The 20,115-nt window shown below is 35.2% G+C and carries 22 protein-coding genes; 1 reads left to right on the top strand and 21 read right to left on the bottom strand.

Annotated elements, in window-relative coordinates:
• Nucleotide 1: 1 nt before the first annotated feature.
• From OPU68_RS13670 to OPU68_RS13595, 16 genes are all read right to left on the bottom strand, one after another.
• The gene (locus OPU68_RS13670) at nt 2-970 is read right to left on the bottom strand and encodes a hypothetical protein (protein WP_498474551.1); all 969 of its coding nucleotides are present in this window, start codon (nt 968-970) and stop codon (nt 2-4) included.
• A gap of 7 nt (nt 971-977) precedes the next feature.
• Nucleotides 978-2,057: a toxic anion resistance protein gene (locus tag OPU68_RS13665; protein WP_498474550.1), complete on the bottom strand. Its 1,080-nt coding sequence runs from the start codon at nt 2,055-2,057 to the stop codon at nt 978-980.
• A complete protein-coding gene (locus OPU68_RS13660; protein ID WP_498474549.1) occupies nt 2,057-2,611 on the bottom strand; it encodes a TerD family protein in 555 nt (184 codons plus the stop codon). The genes OPU68_RS13665 and OPU68_RS13660 overlap by 1 nt, the downstream gene beginning before the upstream one ends.
• On the bottom strand, nt 2,545-3,420 hold the full coding sequence (locus OPU68_RS13655) for a phosphoribosyltransferase family protein (protein WP_498474548.1): 876 nt from the start codon (nt 3,418-3,420) through the stop codon (nt 2,545-2,547). Before OPU68_RS13655 ends, OPU68_RS13660 begins: the two co-directional genes overlap by 67 nt.
• 7 nt (nt 3,421-3,427) lie before the next feature.
• On the bottom strand, nt 3,428-4,093 hold the full coding sequence (locus OPU68_RS13650; protein ID WP_498474547.1) for an HAD family hydrolase: 666 nt from the start codon (nt 4,091-4,093) through the stop codon (nt 3,428-3,430).
• Between the two features lie 6 nt (nt 4,094-4,099).
• Nucleotides 4,100-4,750, bottom strand: coding sequence for a hypothetical protein (locus OPU68_RS13645; RefSeq protein ID WP_498474546.1), 651 nt, complete (start codon nt 4,748-4,750; stop codon nt 4,100-4,102).
• 4 nt (nt 4,751-4,754) lie between these two features.
• Nucleotides 4,755-5,330, bottom strand: coding sequence for a TerD family protein (locus OPU68_RS13640; RefSeq protein WP_498474545.1), 576 nt, complete (start codon nt 5,328-5,330; stop codon nt 4,755-4,757).
• A gap of 400 nt (nt 5,331-5,730) precedes the next feature.
• Nucleotides 5,731-6,615, bottom strand: a complete 885-nt coding sequence (locus OPU68_RS13635) for a hypothetical protein (protein ID WP_498474544.1) — start codon at nt 6,613-6,615, stop codon at nt 5,731-5,733.
• A gap of 10 nt (nt 6,616-6,625) precedes the next feature.
• Nucleotides 6,626-7,963, bottom strand: coding sequence for a coiled-coil domain-containing protein (locus OPU68_RS13630; RefSeq protein WP_498474543.1), 1,338 nt, complete (start codon nt 7,961-7,963; stop codon nt 6,626-6,628).
• Between the two features lie 3 nt (nt 7,964-7,966).
• Nucleotides 7,967-8,377 carry a tellurite resistance TerB family protein gene (locus OPU68_RS13625; protein ID WP_498474542.1) on the bottom strand — a complete coding sequence of 137 codons (411 nt, stop codon included), beginning with the start codon at nt 8,375-8,377 and terminating at the stop codon, nt 7,967-7,969.
• Nucleotides 8,370-8,816, bottom strand: coding sequence for a DUF6804 family protein (locus OPU68_RS13620; RefSeq protein ID WP_498474541.1), 447 nt, complete (start codon nt 8,814-8,816; stop codon nt 8,370-8,372). Before OPU68_RS13620 ends, OPU68_RS13625 begins: the two co-directional genes overlap by 8 nt.
• Entirely contained in the window at nt 8,816-9,097 is a 282-nt protein-coding gene (locus OPU68_RS13615; protein WP_498474540.1) for a hypothetical protein, read from the bottom strand. Before OPU68_RS13615 ends, OPU68_RS13620 begins: the two co-directional genes overlap by 1 nt.
• Before the next feature lie 384 nt (nt 9,098-9,481).
• Nucleotides 9,482-10,144, bottom strand: a complete 663-nt coding sequence (locus OPU68_RS13610; RefSeq protein ID WP_498474539.1) for a response regulator — start codon at nt 10,142-10,144, stop codon at nt 9,482-9,484.
• The gene (locus tag OPU68_RS13605; protein WP_498474538.1) at nt 10,137-11,465 is read right to left on the bottom strand and encodes a tetratricopeptide repeat-containing sensor histidine kinase; all 1,329 of its coding nucleotides are present in this window, start codon (nt 11,463-11,465) and stop codon (nt 10,137-10,139) included. Before OPU68_RS13605 ends, OPU68_RS13610 begins: the two co-directional genes overlap by 8 nt.
• Complete coding sequence (locus OPU68_RS13600; protein WP_498474537.1) at nt 11,399-11,818, bottom strand: hypothetical protein; 420 nt, start codon at nt 11,816-11,818, stop codon at nt 11,399-11,401. Before OPU68_RS13600 ends, OPU68_RS13605 begins: the two co-directional genes overlap by 67 nt.
• Before the next feature lie 68 nt (nt 11,819-11,886).
• The gene (locus OPU68_RS13595; protein ID WP_498474536.1) at nt 11,887-12,054 is read right to left on the bottom strand and encodes a hypothetical protein; all 168 of its coding nucleotides are present in this window, start codon (nt 12,052-12,054) and stop codon (nt 11,887-11,889) included.
• Between the two features lie 389 nt (nt 12,055-12,443).
• On the opposite strand from OPU68_RS13595, the gene OPU68_RS13590 reads away from it, so the two are divergent.
• Nucleotides 12,444-13,262, top strand: a complete 819-nt coding sequence (locus OPU68_RS13590) for a hypothetical protein (RefSeq protein WP_498474535.1) — start codon at nt 12,444-12,446, stop codon at nt 13,260-13,262.
• A 91-nt stretch (nt 13,263-13,353) separates the two neighbouring features.
• Here OPU68_RS13590 and argS read toward each other — a convergent pair whose 3' ends face one another.
• The 5 genes from argS to OPU68_RS13565 form a co-directional block, all read right to left on the bottom strand.
• The gene (argS, locus tag OPU68_RS13585; protein ID WP_498474534.1) at nt 13,354-15,117 is read right to left on the bottom strand and encodes an arginine--tRNA ligase; all 1,764 of its coding nucleotides are present in this window, start codon (nt 15,115-15,117) and stop codon (nt 13,354-13,356) included.
• 299 nt (nt 15,118-15,416) lie between these two features.
• Nucleotides 15,417-16,799 carry an MATE family efflux transporter gene (locus OPU68_RS13580; RefSeq protein WP_498474533.1) on the bottom strand — a complete coding sequence of 461 codons (1,383 nt, stop codon included), beginning with the start codon at nt 16,797-16,799 and terminating at the stop codon, nt 15,417-15,419.
• Between the two features lie 106 nt (nt 16,800-16,905).
• Nucleotides 16,906-18,090 (bottom strand): sigma-54-dependent transcriptional regulator, encoded by a 1,185-nt coding sequence (locus OPU68_RS13575; protein WP_498474532.1) that lies wholly within the window; start codon nt 18,088-18,090, stop codon nt 16,906-16,908.
• A gap of 275 nt (nt 18,091-18,365) precedes the next feature.
• On the bottom strand, nt 18,366-19,526 hold the full coding sequence (locus tag OPU68_RS13570; RefSeq protein WP_498474531.1) for a M28 family peptidase: 1,161 nt from the start codon (nt 19,524-19,526) through the stop codon (nt 18,366-18,368).
• 95 nt (nt 19,527-19,621) lie between these two features.
• Nucleotides 19,622-19,960, bottom strand: a complete 339-nt coding sequence (locus OPU68_RS13565; RefSeq protein WP_498474530.1) for a hypothetical protein — start codon at nt 19,958-19,960, stop codon at nt 19,622-19,624.
• Between the last annotated feature and the right edge of the window lie 155 nt (nt 19,961-20,115).

Raw genomic sequence — 20,115 nt, 5'->3', positions numbered from 1 at the left:
TTTATTGTATTTTATTATTTAAATTTAAATTCAGCATCGAGGTAAGAATACTTAGTTCTTCATCAATGCTTATCACTTGGTTCAGGACTTCCTGACTGTCCAAAGTTTCTTTATATTTTTCCAAAAGTGTGATTACTTGTTCCGGAAGTTCAGATTTTATATTTTCTGCTTTAGTTTTAAGTTCCTCATTTCTGTTTCTGAGCTCACTTACAATAGATCTTTTTGAAGATGTGTTTGGAGAACGATCGAGCAATAATCCGATATCTTCTGCCAAAAGATAAAACTCATTGGTCTGCAGATTCCAGATAAAATCTTCATTCGTGTCAACTATTCTGAACAGTTCAAAGATCTGATTGCTGATGATATAACCACAGACAAAACGGATCTTAAAGTTGTTTGCATTCAGTTTTCCTAACAATTTCCTTTCAATATCTACATTATCGAATTCATAATATCTGACATCGGGCAAACTCAGCAAACAGTCTATTTTAGCTTCTTTTCTGTAATAATCCTGAGCAAATGAATTAGAAAGATCCCGAACTTTTTTGTAATCAATCGGTGTTCTAACGTCTGTCAAATTATCATAAATAGACCTTAAAAAGTCTGAGACCAAAGCATTCTGATATTTTCTTTCCGTATTGAAATCACGGCCGCCTTTTTCCTGGGAAATAAATCCTGCGATATAATCTTCATTGGCATCGATTTCCTTATAAGCCGTAAGAATCCCAGCTTCCTTTTGTTTTTTAATTTTATCAAGAAGAACAATCAGACTATCAGTATATTGAATATGAAATAATTCCAACTTATTGATATCCAATCCTGCAATAGATTTCGACTCAAAATAAGACTGGATCACTTCCGTTTTTATGATGATATTGATCAGATCTTCTTTCTGAAAAAACTTACTTAGAAGCTTTAGTTTCTGTATTCTTTTTTTACTGTTCTTTAAAATATTCTGCTCCGGGCTCAATTGTTATTTAAGAATTTTGAATTTGCTTTTTTAAAGTATCTTCAAGGGTTTTCAACTCTACATCCAACTGTTGTCTCTGTTGTGTTCCTTGCTGCTGGATCTGCTTCACTTCATTCAAGGTATTGATCAATGAACTCGTCGTATCACGAAGCGTTTCTATGGAAACAATCGTTTGCTCGTTCGCCCTTGCAACATCTATCGTATTTTGCTGCAATCTTTGTGCATTTTTTCTCAAAATCTCTTCTGTTGTAGAAGATACTTTTTTCTGAATATCGATATTCTGCTGCTGGCGGTGCATTGCAACTGCCAAAGTCAATTGATTTTTCCAGACAGGAAGCGTTGTCGTTAAAATGGTTTGCGCTTTTTCTGCAATAGAAACATTGTTGTTCTGGATCAATCGTATTTGTGGCAAAGACTGCAAAATGATAAATCGAACGACTTTGAGGTCGGCCAATCTTCTGTCCAATCTGTTGATGAAATCTCTTTTGTCCGAGATTTGATAATCCTGATAATTAGCAGCATTGATTTCCATCAAAGCCAATTCCTCGCTGGACTTCTGCATTCTAATGCTTCCTGCGATGATGTAATCCTCAATTTTTTTTACAGATTCTATATTACTTGTGAAAATCGTTTGCAGAACTGCATTATCCTTAGTAGAATTGATGATTCCTGCATTGACTTTATTAGAAATATCAGAGATATTATTGACAATCTTGTCATATTTCACAAAAAGTGTTTCTACAGATGAAACCATTTTATTCAAAAACGGAATCTTCTTTAGAAACTTTTTCACAGAACTGCCTTCGATCTCGTCAACATCTACATAGTTGAGTTCAACCAACAATTTGTTGATCAAATCACCAACTTCCCCTGAGTTTGATTTTCTGACGTTGTTCAGGAAAGAATCACTTTGGTTAGCCAGAGAATTTTGTAATTCTGATCCGAAATTGATGATCGAATTCGGATTTTGCTCATCAATTGATCCAGAAAGGCTGTCGTATTTCTGAACGTCTGTAGTTCCCAGCTGCGCCAGATCTACATTGCCATTTTTATCAATGACCGCATTATTAACTTGAGGTAAATCCATTATTGATATAAGCTTAGGTATTTTTCTAATCCGTCTCTTTGTCCGTTTCCTACCGCTTCGAATTTCCATTCGCCATTTTTCTCATAAACTCTACCGAATTCTACAGCCGTTTCTATTGAGAAATCCTCGTCCAATTCATATTTTAAAATCTCTTCATTCGTATCAGTATTGAAAACTCTGATGAAAGAATTTCTCACCTGACCAAAGTTCTGATTTCTGGAATCTGCTTCGTGAATCGTCACCACCACGATGATTTCCTTCACTCTTGGGTCGATTCCTGTAAGGTCTATTTTGATCTGCTCATCATCACCATCGCCGTCTCCGGTTAGGTTATCACCTGTGTGTGTCACAGATTTGTCCGGCGTTTGCAAGTTGTTGTAAAAAACAAAAAACTCGTCAGAAACTATTTTTTTATTCTCGCCCAAAACAAAAACCGATGCATCCAGGTCGAAAGCGCCTCCAGTGGAAGAGTTATTCGCATCCCAGCCTAATCCAATAGTGAATTTTGGTGCATTAATGTTTTGTCTTTGTCCTTTTTGTAAGTTGATCGCCATTGTAATTTATTTTTTAATTTGATAATATTTTCTTTGTATTCCTCTACCAGATGGTAATTATTACTGATTGCCAAACTCAGAATTTCGTTTCTTTTCGCTTCTGAGATGTTGTCGTATATTTTTTCAAAATCCGAATCCTGCATCAGCAGAATGTATTTCGTGATTCTTGTATTAAAATGAAAATCTTTTCCGTTGATAACCTCTATCAAATCTTCCGTAGATTTTACTTTGAAATAGTTGTAATGATTTTCGATTTTCGGATGAATATCTTTGTTTATTAATTCAGCAAAATATACGAAAATAAATTCACCATTCACGCCATAATGTTTCAGGATCTTATCAACCGTATTTTCGTGGCTTCCCGTGATCTTGATATCGTCTATAAAAAGACAGAATTTGCCGTCCACAAAGCTTTTATCGATGTAATAAGTATCATTGGAAATCAGATTGATTCTTTCCTCATAACTCATATTGCCATAATCTTCCACATAAGTCTGTTTCCTGTGGATTTTGCCTTCCAGACAAGCCGATTTCCCATTCTCGAAAAGGAAATAGTTCAGCTGCTCTTTGAAGTAAGTGCAGAGAAAATTGGAAGCCGTCGGGATTGAATGATATGGACTTGGGAACAGAATGATCTCTTCCTGTTGTAATAATTCATCTTTAAATTCTGAAATAAAACCCTGGAATAATTCTGCAGCAAAATGTCTTGCAACGGAAGTGTCTCCAAACTTGAATTTGCTGTAACTTCCCTCATCAAAAGGGCTTTTAAGTTCACTTTCAATTTTATGTAAACTATATCTTTTTTTCATAACTTTTTTAAAATTTCACCAATTTTGAGTTGACCCCAAATGTTTTTGCGCCGTCATAATCAGCTTTTTTATTGTCGCCGATATGTAAAATCTGTTCTTTATCGAGTTTTCTTAAGTCATTGATTTTATTGAACATCATCTCAAAAATCTGAATATTAGGTTTCGAAGCTTTGACTTCATCAGAAAAAATCATAAATGAAAAATACTGAGCCAGACCAAGATGTTCCAAAACTTTGCTCAATGAGTCGCCGAGAATAAAGGCTGTGTTGCTCAAGATGCTGGCTGTTTTATTTTTTTCTTTGATCTCCCTTAATATTTCCTCGATATTTTCCCATAAAAGAATTGGCATATTATTCAAAAATAATTCATCTACCTGCTGAAAAAACGACTTTAAATGATTTTCATCAATCGCATCAATTTCCTTACCTAACGCATCCAACATCAAAAGAAAAACTTCTTCTCTCTCAATATGATTGCCGGTTTTTTCAGAAATTTTATTGAATAAAACATCGTAATGTCTGATCACTTTCCTAACTTCATCAATATCTTTATCAATTGAAAAAAAATCTCTGAATAAAGAATCTCTTTTGAATTTGAAATCGGGATTTGATTTGATTAATGTCAGCCAAAGGTCAAAAGAAAAATGCTCGTAAGAATCTATGTCTATTTCCACAAACAATTATTTTGATCCTGCTGCCCATTGCATTCCCCAATTGTACATTCTGTCACAATCGCTGTGTGAATTATGGAATGTTACCAGTTTTTTAACCTGCAAACTTGTCGGAGAAAACAAAATTTCCGCTATTGCACAGAATTTTTTGGTGTCGTTTTGTTTACCCATTTCAACTTCGATATCCGGATTTCCTGATACTTTGATGGTCACAACACCGTTGGTTTCTGCCCATTTTGCAACACCTTCGTAGATGAAACAATAGATGACCATTCTTTTGATACTATTATTCGGGTTCACGATGATATTTTCTCCAGACCCAGCCGCAGCGCCTCTGTCATCGCCTGTATGCCAAATCCAGGGTGAATCTGTATATCTTCCCTGACGTGTTTTTCTGTCTCTCGGTCCGCCATTTCCTTTCGAAAACTGAACACCGTCGATCACATTTTTTGAGCCATCAGCCAATTCGTAAAAACAGCCAAGATCCAGATCGATTGCGTTATTTCCGCCTAATAAGCTTGCAAAAAAACCTTTTTTGGTTTCGCCTTGAGACCAATTCAGATTGATGACAATCTCTTTATTATTATCTTTTTTTGTGAGATCGATGGAGTGCGTGTCACCTTGTTTCTCGATGGTAACTTTCTGTAAATTAATTGCCATACTACTATTTTATGATGGATCCGTTATAATATTTCTCAAGGAAAAAGCCTAGGTCGGCTTTGTAGCCAATACCTGAAGCTTCAAATTTCCAGGCGCCGTTTCTTTTGTAAAGTCTTCCGAACTCGACACCAGTTTCTATAGAAAAGTCCTCGTCTAATTCGTACTTTGCAATCTCTTCATTGTTAGAATTATCTACAATTCTGATGTAAGAATTTCGTACTTGTCCAAAGTTTTGTTTTCTTCTTTCAAAGTCTTCTATCGTAACCACAAACAAGATTTCTTCTACTCTGGAATCCACTTTATCCAGATCAATTATGATGGCTTCATCATCGTCGCCATCGCTGTTTCCACCTGTTGGATCATCGCCTGTGTGCGTGAGTGCATCATCCGGAGACTTCAAATTATTATAGAAAATAAAATAATCTTCTCCGACCAGTTTTCTATTGGAATCGATCATAATTGCTGATGCATCCAAATCAAAATCATGTCCGGTTCCTTCGTTTGGATCCCAGCCTAGCCCGATGGTCATTTTGGTTAATCCGATGTCAATTTTCTGACCTTTTTGTAAATTAATTGCCATAAAATAAATGTTCTTCTTGGTTATGTTTTAAATATGATATAAAAAAATACGCCTTTGAATTTTAATAAAAGCGTATTTGTCAATTGATTGTTCGGTTCGCATTATATTTAACTCTGAAATATAATTGACGTTAAATATATAAAAAGCCTTTGAAAGTAAAAAATGGGAAACCGTAAAGTGAAATAAAATTTTTAGTTGAGTACAACTTTTTATTTTATTTTTCTTGAATATCAGATTTTTGACAGATAAATTATTTAAATATTGTAAGAGTTGTTACAAATAATAATTTTTACGGTGTTCAAAATATATTAATGAACTTCGAAAATAAGTTGGTAGATCTTTTTTTTAATAAAAAATGAGATTTCAATTTGAAATCTCATTTTAGTAATTGTAGATTGACTTATTTATTTAAAATTGTGTTTTTAATTAAAGGCTCAAGATTACTGGGCAGATCAGCATCCTTAATTTGATATTTTTTAATATTCATTTCTTTCAGCCAATTTTCCCAATAGATTTTAATAATTTCATCTTCGAAAGGGTTGCCTTTTTCTGGGTTAATTCCTAGAATTACGACTTCCAGGTTATCAAGGTTGTCATTTGCTTTGATAAAACCAAAATCTTTATCCTCAATTTTAGTTTTGAAATCCGAACTGTTTAGTTTCATAGATTTTACCAGTTCCGGAGTGAGATATGAGGTTTTGTTTCCTTCAGAAAATTTTGAATCTTTATGAAACATATAACCGTCTGTCAAAATGAAAAGGATATTTCTGTGTTTATCTTTGATACAGTAGTCTTTCACTTTATTCTTGAAAAATCCCCAAATGTCCGATCCAACATACTTTTTATCCTGAATTGCTGATTGGTAAATTCTGTCCGGGAGAGAAGTGTATTTTTCATCAACAAGTTTAATGTTTTCTTTCGAGGTGTTTTTGTAAAACGAAACTTTCAGTTGTTTAGCAAAATCATTGATTTCCGGGTCTGAAGGCTCAGGATTGAAGAAAATCTGCATCTGATCATTCAATTGGATGACTTTCTTACTTTTTACGTGATCTATGAATCCTGTTTTGATGGCTTTGATATATTCCAGATCTCTTTGATAAAATTCCATAGACGGATTCGGATATTTCTCTGGATCGATTCTGTCAGACAAATCAATGAGGATGCTAATGTTTAGATTTTTATTATTCGTAATAGAATCCACGCCTTTTCCTCCAGTTTTTGTTTCTGGTTTCTTTCCACATTGTACAAATAGAGAAAGAATTAATAAATAATATATTTTTTTCATAATCAATAATTTATAAAACAGAAACATACACAGAATTCTGACTGTCAGAATTTGCCCCTACTTTGTTGAGGTTGTAATTGTATTGGTTTTTACATTCGTCAATCATTTCCTGCTTCACGGAATGCGAAACGGCTAATTTTTCATTGACAAAAGTGATCCAGCCTTGCACATATTCGGAGGCATAAGATTTATATTCTTTGGTTGGGATAATAACGCCGTCAATAATATTCTGAAGCTCCTCAATTCTCCCTCTTGCTTTGATGATGAGTTCTTTGATACTTGCAATACTGTTTTTGATTTCTTCCGTCTGTTTTTCAAAAGCAGAGATTCTGTCCTGATGAACCGTAATGTCTTGATGCTTTTTAAGCTGTTCATTTTTGATTTTGTCTTTTTCTTTATGTTCTTTCATAATAAAATCAAAGACCAATCCCCATATAATATATACTACAAATCCGGCGAAAATGATTCCCCAAAATTGATTTTTGGTAAAAGCAATCGACAAGTCAAATGGAGGAGAATCAAACGTTTTATTAAGTTCATAAAGCTTGGACTCGATCTCATAAGCTAAGATGGCATCGAAAATGAATGTGACCACAAAAAGCAGAAGCATTTTCACATAATTCAGCCAGTTTTTGTTCTCTCCAAACATATGAATCAGATAGCCAAGTCCTAAAAAAACAAACGGAATCAACGTTACGAATGCGCCTTCCAACGGACCTTCATCCCAAGCCTTATTGAAAGCCTGAGCGTCCAAAACACTCTGCATAATGCTGACATTGGGATCAAAGGTTTTAAAGAAAGCAGAAAATGAGGTCGAAATATAAAATGTGAAAAGATAAAGAGTTATCGGAATTAATAATAAAAGACCAATCCAGAATTTTGTAGAAGCGCCTTTACGCGCATTGATGTGATAAACTTCGGGATTTCTTGGGATATCATTGATTTCGAATTTAAGAGATTCTATCTTATCCTGAACATTCTTAATGTTATTCTGAACTTCTTTGATTTGCTCTTCTTTATTATCGAGAGAAACAGTCAGTCCTTTGATCTCGGTTTCTTTGTTTTTCTGTTCGTTGATGTAAGGCTCCTTTAGTTTATTTTGTTTCTCGGCCAGTTCTTTTTCTTCATTTTGAAATTTCGAGTAGATGGCGTCCAGACAAATGGACAATGCCGTATGATTCCCGCTGTTTCTGGAACTGTCTCTGTAACCGGATTCGTGATAGGTTCTTTTTCTGCTTTCCTCCGTTGATTCTTGGCTGTTATTAGTCTCAACGAATTTCAAATGAGAATCATCTATAACCGTTGAATCAGGTTTTAATCTGAAAATATTTTTGATATTGCTTGTCATAATTTAGTTTTTTAAATCGTTGAAAATATCATTTTTACTTTTTCCATCTTTTACAGAATCAATCAGATAATCTACGATCTGTAAACTGTTTTCTTCCATAAATCCGAACATCAGCACATATTTTTCTAATGAAGTTCTCTCGTTGGGAGACACTTCTCCGTCTGCCCAGATCATGACTGTAAGATCATAGAGGCAGTCAATTTTTTCTTCTATGCTTTGCGGAACTGCAATTTTGGAGTTGACGGGATTCAAAAGGATTTCGTCCAGATTTTTTGGGGAAATTCCTCTGTCTTCTGCAGATTTGTAAAGAGCTTTCAATTCCAGCGGACTGAAGTTGTCATCGCAAATAGCCATTTGATAAAGCCTGAGAAAATGGGCTTTGAGGCTTTCGGTTGGTTCGGTTGTTTCATTCATTGTTATTGTTGTTTTTAGATGAAGTTTTAATGATTCTGTCTCTGCTGTAGGTTTTTTGTTGTGGCGAGCTTTCCGGAGCGATTTCTTGTGTTATTTCTTTTACTTTTTTCCTGATGAATATGATAAGTAGAAATAGAATTCCTGTCACGATATCAATCGGAATCCAGATGCTTTTCAGGTAAAAATGAACCGGAATTATGGGATTGAATAAAACCAGAATTACTCCGAAAATGATTATCCAATGATATTTTTTCTGCTTTCCGAAATGGTAAACCGCAATTCCTGATGCGATGAAAACAATAACCCTGAGAAATGTGTAATAAGAGATCGGAAGCGGAAGCACTGCAACAAAGCAGCATAATGCGCAAAAAGAGAAAAATGTTTTATAGACGATTTCCAGCCTAATTGTTTCTGTTTTATTTTTGGCTTTTTCCATCATTAGTTACATCCGGAACAGTAGCTTCTGTCTACATATTCTTTGCTGTTTCCGGCCATGTAATAGCAGCCGCCTCTTTTCCCTACATATAAAGTATGTCCTTGATAAGTACAGCCCTTGCTTTGAGAGTAAGTCTTTTTCAATTTTCTCTTTTTTGAAGATTTCTTCTTTTTTTGTTTTTGAATTGTAAATTCTGTTGTAGAAGATAAATTGCCTGTTGATCCTTCGTAAGTTGTTGGGATTAATAATCCTAATGTCAGTAAGGTGAAGAATAATTTTTTCATGATGATTTATAGTTTTAATTAGCTGGTATGACAACTTTTTGAACAATAATAACAGCCGTTTATATTATTCTTATATGTAGGGAATCTTCTCTTTGCTTCTACTACGGCGTCATTACAAGTGTAAAATTCTCCTAAATAGACTCTGTTCTCTTGTAGAGGTAAATAATTACAAGAACTTTCGTGAACCTCATAATCTCCATTTGACTGTTGATTTTTGTTTAAGTAATAGGTTTTTTTCATTATGGTATTATTTATTTGTTTAATAATCCAAAAGTATAATCATTAGAAGTCCCTTCATTACGGAAAACCGTAAAGTGAATTTTTTCTAAAAAAAAACCCTTTCAGAAATTTTCTGAAAGGGTTTAATTTAAATGTTGTTATTTTCTAAATTATGCCAATATCCTTGCACATCACAACCATTTCGATGTTGTTTTTGGCATTCAGGTTTTCGCGCAATTCTCCAAGTCGTTTTTCAATAGAACTTTTGCTGTCGGGAGTAATATTATTTTTTTTGAAATGCATTTCTATCTGATTTTGTTTCAAACCCTTTGCTAATAATTCTACAAGAAGTGTGTCGTATTCTGAGAATACAAAAGATTGATTCCTGATAGAATTGATAATCTCCTGAGGAATTACCGTTTCACCTTTGTATGTTTTTCTTAACGTATTTTTTAGTTCTTTCCCATCATTTCTGCCTTTACTTACAAAACCATTAATGTTATATTTCTTGAAAAGCTCATCAACAATCGCCGGTTTGTTTTCGATGGAAAAAACAACAATTTTCAGATCCGGCTGTATTTTTCTTACTTCATCAATCAGTTCCTGTCCGGAATTGATTTTTTGCTCCAAATGATCTTTATCAAAAGATAGATCGGTAATTAGAAGATCATACGGTTTGTTCTCAGCAAGAGCTTTTAATACTCTTTTTACGGCATCATCACAATAGCTTACAAAATCGAATTCCTGAATGCGGAGTTCCGACAATGCATTGATAACACCTAAATTTCTGACTTCGTGATCTTCTGCAATTAGAATTTTTTTAAACATATTTTGAATTTATTGGAACGGTGATTTTTATAATTAATCCACCATTTATTTTTTTTTCAAAAATAAGATCTCCATTAATAGCATCAATACGGTTTTCCGTATTTCGGATTCCTGTTCCTTTTTTGTTTTCCAAGTTGTTGATTCCTATTCCGTTGTCAGTGTATTTTATGATTAAGTTATTTTCATTCTTTTCAAATTTTAATGAAGCGAGTTTCGCAAGACTGTGTTTTTTCATATTAACCAACATTTCTCTTACGATATAGTATAACTCAGATTGTACCCGTTCTGAGACATTTTCCCACAAATCATCTTTGTATCCCACGATCAAAACTTTTTGATGGTAAGAATTGTAAGAATTTATCATCTTCGAAAATCGTGAGAAAAAATCCGTTTCTAAAACCTCTTCCTGAGCAATGTCCCGGGATTCTTCATACATTTTTTCGATGCGGTTGAGGATGTTTTCTTTGTTTAGTTCAGGATTGTTTTGGATTTCTATCATCGTATGATAAAGTCCGTTTGCTACCACATCGTGTACTTTTTTGGAATATTTCAGTTCTGTATTTTTTACTTCTAATAGTTTTTCCTGCTGAAGTCGTTTCTGCCTTTTTTTGTACTGAAGGAAGCTAAATATTAGAAAAATAACTAAAGATATAACGAGAATATTTCTAACTATAATTTTATTCTGCCGTTCGGCACTTTCTGCTTTTGCTTTGAGGAAATCTGCCTTATTTTTTTCGGTTTCATAACGGATCAGGGCAAACTGATTTTTAGCTTTGTTTCTGGCTGTTTGCAGGCTGTCATTAAGTTTTTGATAGATTTTGAAATATTGTTTGGAGTTTTCAGGATTTTCCAGAGAGATTAATTTCTGAAGTGCTTCAATCTTATCATCCGGACTTTTGATTTCTTTAGCCGTTTCATACATTTTTCTGGCAAAAAATAATGCAGAATCTGTTTTTTTTTCCGTGTAATAATCTGCAAAATGTGAATAGCTGGAGTTGAGTCCCCAATTATCCTTTTCCTGAAGTCTTATATTTAAAGCCTTTTGGAATTCCGGAATCGGATTGTAGTTCCTGTTTTGAAGCCATTTTGTAAAGCCAAGATTGTCTATGATCCTTGAGTGGGAAGATCCTGCTGTGCTTTTTTCTGACAGCGAATCTAAAATCCTTATTGCCGCATTATAATTTTTAATTCGCCTGTGATTGTTAGCCAAATTATTTTGATAAATATTTTTATTTGTCAAATCATCAGCAAATTTTAATGCCTGCTGATTAAATTGGATAGCTTTTGTGTAATCTTCCAACTTACTGGCTGTGATGCCCAAAGTATTATAATTAATAGATAAATATGTGTTTTGTAAACTGTCATTCGCATTAAAATAGCGCAGTGCCGAAAGCGCCGTTTCCTGACTTCCAAATAATCTCCCTTAGTTTCCTGAATGATAGCGAGGTTTACAAGGCATTTTGCAATCCCAAAACTGTCTTTCTGTTGCAGGAAAACGTCTTTAGCTTTATAGAAATACAAAAAAGAACTGTCAATGTTGCCTTTTTCTCTGTATTCGAAAGCTTTGTCGTAAAAATGATTTGTAATCTTTTCTTCATCAGCTATTTTATCTGAGCAAGAATAAATAAATATGATTAATAAAAATGCAAAAATCTTCAAGTTATTAGTTTTCACCGAATTTAAATAAAATTAGCGAAAGAAAACTCTTTCGCTAATTAAATTACATATAAGTCTGCCGTGTCCTAGCCGCCGATGATTTTTGGAGGAACAGGATGACCGTCCTCTCCGCCTGTAGGAGGTGTTGTTGTTGGATTCACGATTGATGGTGTAGTTTCATCACCGCCACAGTTTGACGTATTCGAATTTGGATTTGAAATCAATCCCATTAATATTAAGATTAAGTTTAACATTGTTTTAAAAATTTAAAAATTGACATTCGTGTTCTTCCCCGCGAAACAGTCCACGAGCAGGTTTACACAGTTGTTGAAAAAAGAAGCGCTTCTTAAATTTTTGGGAAGTCAACCTTCAAAAACGGAAGAGAAACATCCGCTTCCCAAGCCAGAGATTTACCTCCGTTTTATCTGATTGTTTTTTGAGATCAGTTTTGTAACTTTGTTTTTGTAATGTTTTGTTTATCACTGATTTCTGATTACAAATTTCAGTCAAATGAGGTGCTTTTTCCTAGACACAGGCTGGACACAGAATGGACAGGATTTGTATTGTTTTTATGGAAAACCGTAATTTTTCAGACAGGGATTTGTCTAATTTGGACACGTAATTAATTCTTCAAATAAAATATATGTATGACAAGAAGAAAATCTTAGTAAAAACCGCTTTTGAACAAGCAGAGAAAGAGTTGAAAAAAGAGAATGTCAGCAAAAATTATCTTGCCGGATATCTTAGTACCCATTTCGAAGGCTTATTTGAATCTGCAAAGAATGAAAAAACCTTTGTCCGCTATTACACAGACCTTGTAGAGAATAATAAGGATCGTTATATCGATGAAATAACTTTGGATCAATTAAGTAAATACATCGGATATAAGAATTACGACGATTTTTGCAAGAATTTCAAATTTGAAAAAAAGATTAATGATTCTACAACATTAAGATTTAGCATTGATGATGAAGAACACTTTATAAAAGGATCTAATTTTAATTTTACACTTCTTAATAGTCCGGTTTTTAATCTTCAGGAGTTTCTTTCAAAACAAAGTAATCTTGGAATTATCGGAGTTATTCTTTGTGGAAGTTTTGTAATAGGAAGTAAAATGTATAAAGCTGAAGAAACTGCGCCTCAAAAAAATGCGAATGAAAATAGGGTAGGATTGCTCAACATACCAAAAGCAAAGCAATGTATGTACTGGAATGGGAAAGAATATATTCCGGAAGATTGTGGTCAAACAAAGAATAATCTGGTTGCAATTGACCATAAAAAAGTAGCAAATTTCAAAAGAATAACAAGACCGGATACAATCACTTCAATTAAAAACATTTGGTATTCCAAATATCAAAGTGAAGTGGAATTTTTTACAGATAATGGAGTGAATCCAGAAAATGGAAGCGACCTAAAACCGGTTACAAATTATATTTTAGATAAATATGGGAGTGAGGAATGAATCTAAAACAAAAAAAACTCCGCCGAAGCAGAGTTTCAATTTTATTTTTGAATTGTTAGCCAATTGCCAAAAGCCATTCGCCATCAGCTAATTACATTCTGTTCACCACATTTATTCCAAGCATTGCCAAAGCTTTCTTAATTGTTTTCGCTACCAAATCAGAAACCTGAAGACGGAATTGTTTTGCATCCAGATTTTCCTGTTTTACAATCGGATTATTCTGATAAAATGAGTTATAAGATTTCACTAATTCATAAACGTAATTTGCAACTAAAGCCGGACTCAGAGACTCCGCAGAACGCGCAATCACTACTTTAAATTCAGCCAAAAGCATAATCACTTCCTTCTCACTTTCATTCGGAACGTAAGCGCCGAAATTTCCTTTTCCAGCATATTCAGCCTTAGCCAAAAGTGACTGGATTCTGGCATAAGTATATTGAATAAATGGCCCGGTATTTCCATTAAAATCAATACTTTCCGCAGGATTGAAAAGCATTTTCTTTCTCGGATCCACTTTCAGAATGAAATATTTCAAAGCTCCAAGCCCAACGGTTTCATAAGATTTTACTTTGTCTTCGTCGGAAAGCGTTTCTAACTTGCCTAATTCCTCAGATTTTTCTTTCGCTGTTGTGATCATTTCTTCAACCAATTCATCGGCATCTACCACAGTTCCTTCTCGGGATTTCATTTTTCCTTCCGGCAATTCCACCATTCCGTAAGACAAATGGTAAAGCTGATCTGCCCACTCATAACCTAATTTTTTCAGGATTTTGAATAGAACCTGGAAGTGATAATCCTGCTCATTACCAACAGTATAGATCAGTTTTTGAATATTATTTTCTTTGAAACGCTCAACAGCTGTTCCAAGATCCTGAGTCATATAGACCGAAGTTCCGTCCGAACGCAAAAGTAGTTTTTGATCCAAACCTTCGTCGGTCAGGTCACACCAAACCGAGCCATCTTCTTTTTTATAAAGAATCTCGTTATCAAGACCTTTTTGAATGAGATCTTTCCCAAGAATGTAGGTATTACTCTCATATTGAACCTGGTCAAAGTTAACGCCCAATTTAAAGTAAGTTTCATTGAAACCTGCGTAAACCCAAGCGTTCATCATTGCCCAAAGTTCACGAACTTTCGGATCATTATTTTCCCATTTCAATAGCATTTCCTGAGCTTCGATAATAGATGGCGCTTGCTTTTTCGCAGTTTCCTCATCTATGCCGTCAGCCACCATTGCTTTGATCTCGGATTTATATAACTTATCGAATTCTACATAATAATTTCCGACCAGTTTATCGCCTTTCAAACCCGTAGATTCAGGCGTTTCACCGTTCCCAAATTTCTCCCAGGCCAACATCGATTTGCAGATATGAATCCCACGATCATTGATGATTTGAGATTTGATGACATTGTAACCGTCAGCTTTCAAAATCTCAGCAACCGAGAAACCTAGCAAGTTATTTCTAACGTGTCCAAGGTGCAAAGGTTTGTTCGTATTTGGTGAAGAATATTCCACCATTACCGTTGAATTTTTCGGTGTTACGTTGTCAAAATTATCCTGAAGTTCGGACAATTGATTTGCAAAAACCTCGTCTTTCAATTTAAGATTCAGGAAACCTTTCACGATGTTGAAACTTTCAATGAAATCGATTTCATTTTTGATGGCTTCTCCAAGTTCATTTCCAATAGCGTCCGGACTTTTCTTCGCCAGTTTTACCAAAGGAAAAATCACGATAGTGAAATCGCCTTCGAACTCGGTTTTATTTTTTTGAACATCCAGATTTACGCCATCCACGCCACAAAGTTTCGGGATGATCTCGGATATTTTGGATTGTATATGTTGTATGATATTCATTTCAGAATTTTGTGTTGCAAATTTAAAAATTTAAAATATGTTTTTGAAGCAAAGTCGCAAATTATATAATTGAGATTCTTTGGGCAGCTTTTCCGCCTTCCGCTCCCAATCTTTTTTGCTGACGGTTTCAGTTTAGATAGAACTTTAGTATACGCAAAAAAGGATTTCCGCTCAAGTCGGGCTGCGAGCAATTCGCCGTTAGAATAATGATTATTTTTTTTCTCGCTGATTCAGCAGACCAAACAGATTTTAAAAAATAGATCTGCGAAATTTGCAAAATCTGCGAGAGGTTCAAAGCCTTAATTCACTATTAATTCTTCATTATTAATTAATAAAGCTTTCCTCTTGCTCAACCTCAAAAACCTGATGACCAAAAGAATCGCAGAAATCGTCAATCCAATTCCAAGCGCGATCCACATTCCAAATGCGCCCATTTTCATCGTCACACAAAGGAAATAGCCAACCGGAATCGTGAAAACCCAATAGGCTAAAAACGTAATGACACTCGGGATTTTCACATCCTGGATTCCTCTCAGACAACCCAAAGCTGTCACTTGGATTCCATCGGACAATTGGAAAAGTGCGGCGATGATCATTAGTTTTGAAGCCAATTCGATCACCAAAACATCACTTTCTTTCGTGAAGAAATGAGGCAGAACATTTCGGAAAAGAATGAACATAATGCCACAAAATCCCATATAAATCAGTGTCAACTTAAAATTATTAATTCCAATTTTTCTTAAGCCTTCAAAATCTCTCACACCCATTTTGTTCCCAATCATCACGGTAGAAGCGACGCTAAAACCGATACAAAGATTAAATGTGAATGAAGCCATTGACAAAGCAATCTGATGCGACGCAATATCCTGAGAACTTACCAATCCACAGATGAAAGCGGCCGCTGCAAAAGCTGTCACTTCGAAGAACATTTGCAAAGCGGTTGGTAATCCAAGCTTGAACATTTTGCTGAACATTTCTTTCGCAAACAAATTGATTTTCAATGAGAAATCTTTGATATAACGTCTTGTTTTCGGCTCTTTTACCAAAACAAAATATAAGAAAACCACCATAAAGATTCTCGCAATCAATGTTGCCAAAGCAGAACCCTGGACACCCATTGCCGGTAAGCCGAAAAGTCCTTTGATGAAAACATAATTTAGAGCAATATTAATAACATTCGCAATAATTGTAGCTTTCGTAACACCAATAGTGAATGACAAACCTTCCGACACTTCTCGCAAAGTCTGGAACATCATAAACGGAATCATTGTAAATGCCATGATGCTTAAAAAACTAATCGTGTCTGGAATGATTTCAGTAGGTTGATCCATATGTTTGATCAACGGAAGTCCGGCCAGTAGTAAGATCATCAGCAAAATCCCAATCCCAAGATTGATGACAAATCCGTGTCTGAAAACCGAATTGATGGTATCGTGCTTTCCCTGAGAATTAGCCTCAGAAACCAATGGCGGAATAGCAAAAGAAAATCCCAGTGCCAAAACGAAAATGGAAAAGAACAGCGCATTTCCCAAAGACACAGAAGCCAAAGCCTGCGCGCCCAAAAGTTTTCCCACGATGATATTGTCGAAGAGATTCACGGACACTTGCCCGACTTGTGTCAACATCACAGGAAGTGCCAGTTTTAGCCCTTGCTGTGTGTATTGTTTATCTAAAAATTTCATTTGTTCATAATTTATTATTCAATGAAAAGTGGTTGTTGACTTTTCAAAATTTTCCAAAAAAAAAACCGCAGAATAAACTGCGGTTAAATATAATATTTAATTAAGTTTATTTCTTTACAAAACTAGCAACGTCATCAGCAGTTACAGGATCAGCACCTAAGATGATCAGCCTTTCTACAACGTTTCTAAGTTCACGGATGTTTCCTGTCCAATCATATTGCTGCAAAGCTTTGATGGATTTATCGTCAAATTTCTTTGGTGCAGAACCTTTTTCTGAAGCGATCAAATTGGTAAAATGTTCCACCAATAATGGAATATCTTCCGCTCTGTCATTAAGAGAAGGAACACTGATTTCGATTACAGAAAGCCTGTGGTACAAATCCTCACGGAATTTTCCTTGCTCAATTTCTTTAGCCAGATTTTTGTTAGTAGCAGCGATCACGCGGACATCAACCTTGATTTCTTTGTCGCTTCCAACAGGAGAAACTTTGCTTTCCTGAAGCGCTCTAAGCACTTTTGCCTGAGCAACCAAACTCATATCACCAATCTCATCAAGGAAAATAGTTCCGCCAGTGGCCTGCTCGAATTTTCCGGATTTATCTTTAATCGCGCCTGTAAAAGAACCTTTCACGTGACCGAATAATTCGCTTTCAATCAATTCTGACGGGATTGCAGCACAATTTACTTCGATCATTGGTCCTCTCGAACGTTCGCTTTGAGAATGGATTGCGTGCGCAACCAATTCTTTACCAGCACCGTTTGGTCCGGTTACAAGAACTCTTGCGTCAGAAACCGCCACTTTGTCGATGATTTCCTGGATCTTTTTAAGTGCAGGAGATTGCCCGATCATCTGATATTTTTTATTGACTTTTTTCTTCAGCTGAGAATTTTCCTGCTTCAGATTTGAGTTTGCTTTTTGAAGATTGCCTTTGTCCAAAGCGTTTTTCACACTTGTGATCAATCTGTTGATATCAATCGGTTTAGAGATAAAATCATAAGCACCTTCTCTCAAACAGCCGACAGCAGTATCTATGTCTGCGTGTCCAGAGATCATAATAAAAGTGCTTTCAGGTTTTAAAGCCAGACTTTGTTTCAGAAGTTCTGTTCCTGAGATTTTTGGCATTTTAATATCAGAAATCACCAAGGCAAAATCTTCCTTTTCAATGTACTTGAAACCTTCGAGACCGTCTTCTGCGATTTCGAATTGGTATTCTGGAAGTTCGTCTGATAAGATACTGTGAAGTACTCCAGAGATTGCTTTTTCGTCTTCTACGATTAAGATTTTTTGCATAGGTGCAAAGATACAAATTTTAGAATTCGTAATGCGAAATTATTATGATTGATTATTCTGAAAATAGAAATATAGAAATATTCTAAAAAACAGGAAACTTCAATTGATTACAAATGGTCCCTGCAATAGCGATAGTAGCGGTTATCCTTTTTTCTAAAGCCAGGAAAAAGCCAAGGCTGGAAAAAGATAGTAACGGATAGCGCGACCCAAGCTGATGGCTCTGCTGTGGCCTTTGGACGGCAAGCGTAGGCAAGGGGATTGCCCAGATTAACTCCTTACTCAACGATAATTTTCTTGGTAATCACCTGGTCTTCCACTTTGAAAGTTCCTAAGTAAATCCCTTTTGAAAGTGAAGAAATATCAATCCTGGTTTGGTTTTCTGTTTTGCTTAAGATCTTTCCTTCGAAATCTGTAATCGTAAATGTGAAACGCTGGGTCTTGCTATTCAGAAATTCCAGTTGCAGATAATCTTGTGCAGGATTGGGATAGAATCTGAAACTCATCACAATTTCTTTTGGCGTACAAGTGTCCAAAGTTTGACCTGCGATTGCAAAATGCTGAACCGCACCTGTCGTGGCTTTTGCAATATTGTAAATGTAAACCGGATCCAGATAGATGTATTTGTCGTTCGCTGTATGTGCATAAGGTGTTTCGTTATATTCGAAAAGTCCCGTTATCACTTCGCCATTTGCCTGGAAAGGCATATAGTCTGAAGCATACGCGTAGTTAAGATTCGTTTTCAGAGGAGAATAAAGTGTGACGCATTTTATCAATTGCTGCGTAAAAGTGTTTGACGCAGTATTGTTTGCGCTTGGATTATTGGATTCGTCCCTCTCGCAAGTGATGGTATCATTTGTCTGTCCTTTGATTCCGCCCACTTCGTCTATATTAAGTACCAAACGGATATTCATCTTAGGACTGGTTGCATTGACTACGCTGCTTACATAATGCTGAGAACCAAGCAAGCCTTGTTCTTCGCCCGAAAAATTGATGAATTTGATAGAATAATCGGTAGAAACGTTTTTCAAAAGCCGGGCAACTTCCAAAATTACTGAAACGCCACTGCCATTATCATTGGTGCCGGGACCTGTGATGGTATCGTAATGGCCGCATACGATGATGTAAATATTTGGATATTTTGTGCCTTGTTTGGTGACGATGATGTTGGATGTGGCGTTTCCGTTGTAAGTAAAATTGTCTCTGGTAATTTCGGCTTCAGAATATCCGAAAGATAAATATTTGTTTTTTAGCCAGTTGTAAGCGTAGTTGTTGGCTGTAGAACCTGTGGTTTTGACGCCTAAAGCTTCGAACTCGAGCAGATAATTATTGATATTCGCCTGAGAAACAAGATTGCTGACATTGGCATAATCCTGATTGAATGTTTGAGAATTTGCAAAAAATCCTAAAAATATAACTGAGAAAATTAAGTTTTTCATTTACATCGTAATAATTTGTAAATATAAATAAAAAAGGAGAAGACTTGATAAATGTCTTCTCCTTTCGTGTTGAAAAACTATTACTAACTTAAAAACTAATTCGTTGCTTTTCTGACTTCTGCTTTCACGTCTTCGCTGGCATCCTTGGTTTTTTCCCAAGCGTCAGATGCTGTATCTTTTGTACTGTCCCAAGCTTTTTCTGCAAAATCTTTGGTATCTTCCCAAGCTTCTGTAGCATTGGCTTTCAGTTTTTCAAAGAATCCTTCTTTTGTAGATTCTGTGTTGTTTCTTTTTTGTTCGTCAATGTAATTTCTTGCTTTATCAGCATATTCATTAACTCTATTTTTCGCTTTATCAGCAGCATTTTCTAATGAGTTTTCAGTTCTGTCAACTGCTCTTTCTGCGTCATTGTAATTTTGATCTTGAGTGCTCATAATATTTTATTTTGTGGTTAAATTGAAAAATTTGATTTGATGCTTTCTATTATTCAATTAAAATGCCGTAAAATCTTAATGAACGTTAAAGTAATTATAAATAAAACCAAACTATAAAAAAAGCAACACTCATTTCTGAATGTTGCTTTCTAATA

The organism is Chryseobacterium sp. TB1-D10, from assembly GCF_059803555.1.
Note: the sequence above shows the minus strand (reverse complement) of the source record. Positions and strands in the feature narration are given on the sequence as shown.

Bases quoted from the DNA above. Each gene is read 5' to 3' on its own strand.
- OPU68_RS13665 (WP_498474550.1), bottom strand. From the start codon at position 2,057: ATGGATTTACCTCAAGTTAATAATGCGGTCATTGATAAAAATGGCAAT.
- OPU68_RS13660 (WP_498474549.1), bottom strand. From the start codon at position 2,611: ATGGCGATCAACTTACAAAAAGGACAAAGACAAAACATTAATGCACCA.
- OPU68_RS13655 (WP_498474548.1), bottom strand. From the start codon at position 3,420: ATGAAAAAAAGATATAGTTTACATAAAATTGAAAGTGAACTTAAAAGC.
- OPU68_RS13645 (WP_498474546.1), bottom strand. From the start codon at position 4,750: ATGGCAATTAATTTACAGAAAGTTACCATCGAGAAACAAGGTGACACG.
- OPU68_RS13640 (WP_498474545.1), bottom strand. From the start codon at position 5,330: ATGGCAATTAATTTACAAAAAGGTCAGAAAATTGACATCGGATTAACC.
- OPU68_RS13635 (WP_498474544.1), bottom strand. From the start codon at position 6,615: ATGAAAAAAATATATTATTTATTAATTCTTTCTCTATTTGTACAATGT.
- OPU68_RS13630 (WP_498474543.1), bottom strand. From the start codon at position 7,963: ATGACAAGCAATATCAAAAATATTTTCAGATTAAAACCTGATTCAACG.
- OPU68_RS13625 (WP_498474542.1), bottom strand. From the start codon at position 8,377: ATGAATGAAACAACCGAACCAACCGAAAGCCTCAAAGCCCATTTTCTC.
- OPU68_RS13620 (WP_498474541.1), bottom strand. From the start codon at position 8,816: ATGATGGAAAAAGCCAAAAATAAAACAGAAACAATTAGGCTGGAAATC.
- OPU68_RS13615 (WP_498474540.1), bottom strand. From the start codon at position 9,097: ATGAAAAAATTATTCTTCACCTTACTGACATTAGGATTATTAATCCCA.
- OPU68_RS13610 (WP_498474539.1), bottom strand. From the start codon at position 10,144: ATGTTTAAAAAAATTCTAATTGCAGAAGATCACGAAGTCAGAAATTTA.
- OPU68_RS13595 (WP_498474536.1), bottom strand. From the start codon at position 12,054: ATGTTAAACTTAATCTTAATATTAATGGGATTGATTTCAAATCCAAAT.
- OPU68_RS13590 (WP_498474535.1), top strand. From the start codon at position 12,444: ATGTATGACAAGAAGAAAATCTTAGTAAAAACCGCTTTTGAACAAGCA.
- argS (WP_498474534.1), bottom strand. From the start codon at position 15,117: ATGAATATCATACAACATATACAATCCAAAATATCCGAGATCATCCCG.
- OPU68_RS13580 (WP_498474533.1), bottom strand. From the start codon at position 16,799: ATGAAATTTTTAGATAAACAATACACACAGCAAGGGCTAAAACTGGCA.
- OPU68_RS13575 (WP_498474532.1), bottom strand. From the start codon at position 18,090: ATGCAAAAAATCTTAATCGTAGAAGACGAAAAAGCAATCTCTGGAGTA.
- OPU68_RS13570 (WP_498474531.1), bottom strand. From the start codon at position 19,526: ATGAAAAACTTAATTTTCTCAGTTATATTTTTAGGATTTTTTGCAAAT.
- OPU68_RS13565 (WP_498474530.1), bottom strand. From the start codon at position 19,960: ATGAGCACTCAAGATCAAAATTACAATGACGCAGAAAGAGCAGTTGAC.